The following is a 718-nucleotide window of genomic DNA, read 5'->3' as shown; positions in this document are numbered from 1 at the left end:
TAGATGCAATACGATCGCTAGGCTTGGGATGTCCTAGTCTGCGCACAATGCTGGTTGCGATCTTCATTGGTGTGATGCTTTTAGCGTTCTATCCAGCTTTTTCAGTGGTAACAGGAGCCAAACTAACCTTGCGCGATAACTGGATTGGGATATCGTTAGGTTTGTTTGCCCAAGCAGGAATCGCAGAGGAAGTCTTGTTTCGAGGCTATCTGTTTGGACACCTCCGAAAGGGACGGACATTTTGGCACGCGGCACTCCTCTCGCTACTGCCCTTTGTCGCGGTACATGTCTTACTATTTGCATCCCTGAATTGGATAATTGCTATAGCCTCAACACTTTTAGCTGTGGCAACGGCATTCCCGTTTTGCTATTTCTACGATCTCAATCGCCGCACCATTTGGGCATCAGCACTCATCCATTGGATTGTGCAAGGTGCAATCAAACTGGTCATGATTCCCGATGGCTCCTCCCTAACGATCTCACTTGGTTGGATGGCAATGTGTGCAGCCGTACCGTATGTTGTCTTTGGGTTCCGCAATCAATTGGATCTCAAACCAGCTACTGATGAACGCCAGCTAACAAGTCGATGAAGCGGACGGTTGAGAGATCTTGGTACTGAGTTCGAGGTTACTTGCCGCCGCTTATCTTAGTCGTTAGGTCACCCGCAACGTTCAGCCCTCTGAAAGATCTTCTAACTACTTATAAAGTTTTATTATTT

General features: G+C 47.5%; 1 protein-coding gene. It reads left to right on the top strand.

All coding sequences use genetic code 11. The features are described from left to right. Nucleotides 1-590: CPBP family intramembrane glutamic endopeptidase (locus tag GS601_RS22680; RefSeq protein WP_238393466.1), on the top strand; the 590-nt coding region annotated here is incomplete at its 5' end. Nucleotides 591-718 lie beyond the last annotated feature (128 nt).

The sequence above is a fragment of the Myxacorys almedinensis A genome (assembly GCF_010091945.1).
Classification (GTDB): domain Bacteria; phylum Cyanobacteriota; class Cyanobacteriia; order Leptolyngbyales; family Leptolyngbyaceae; genus Myxacorys; species Myxacorys almedinensis.
This window is presented reverse-complemented; position numbering and strand designations above follow the sequence as displayed.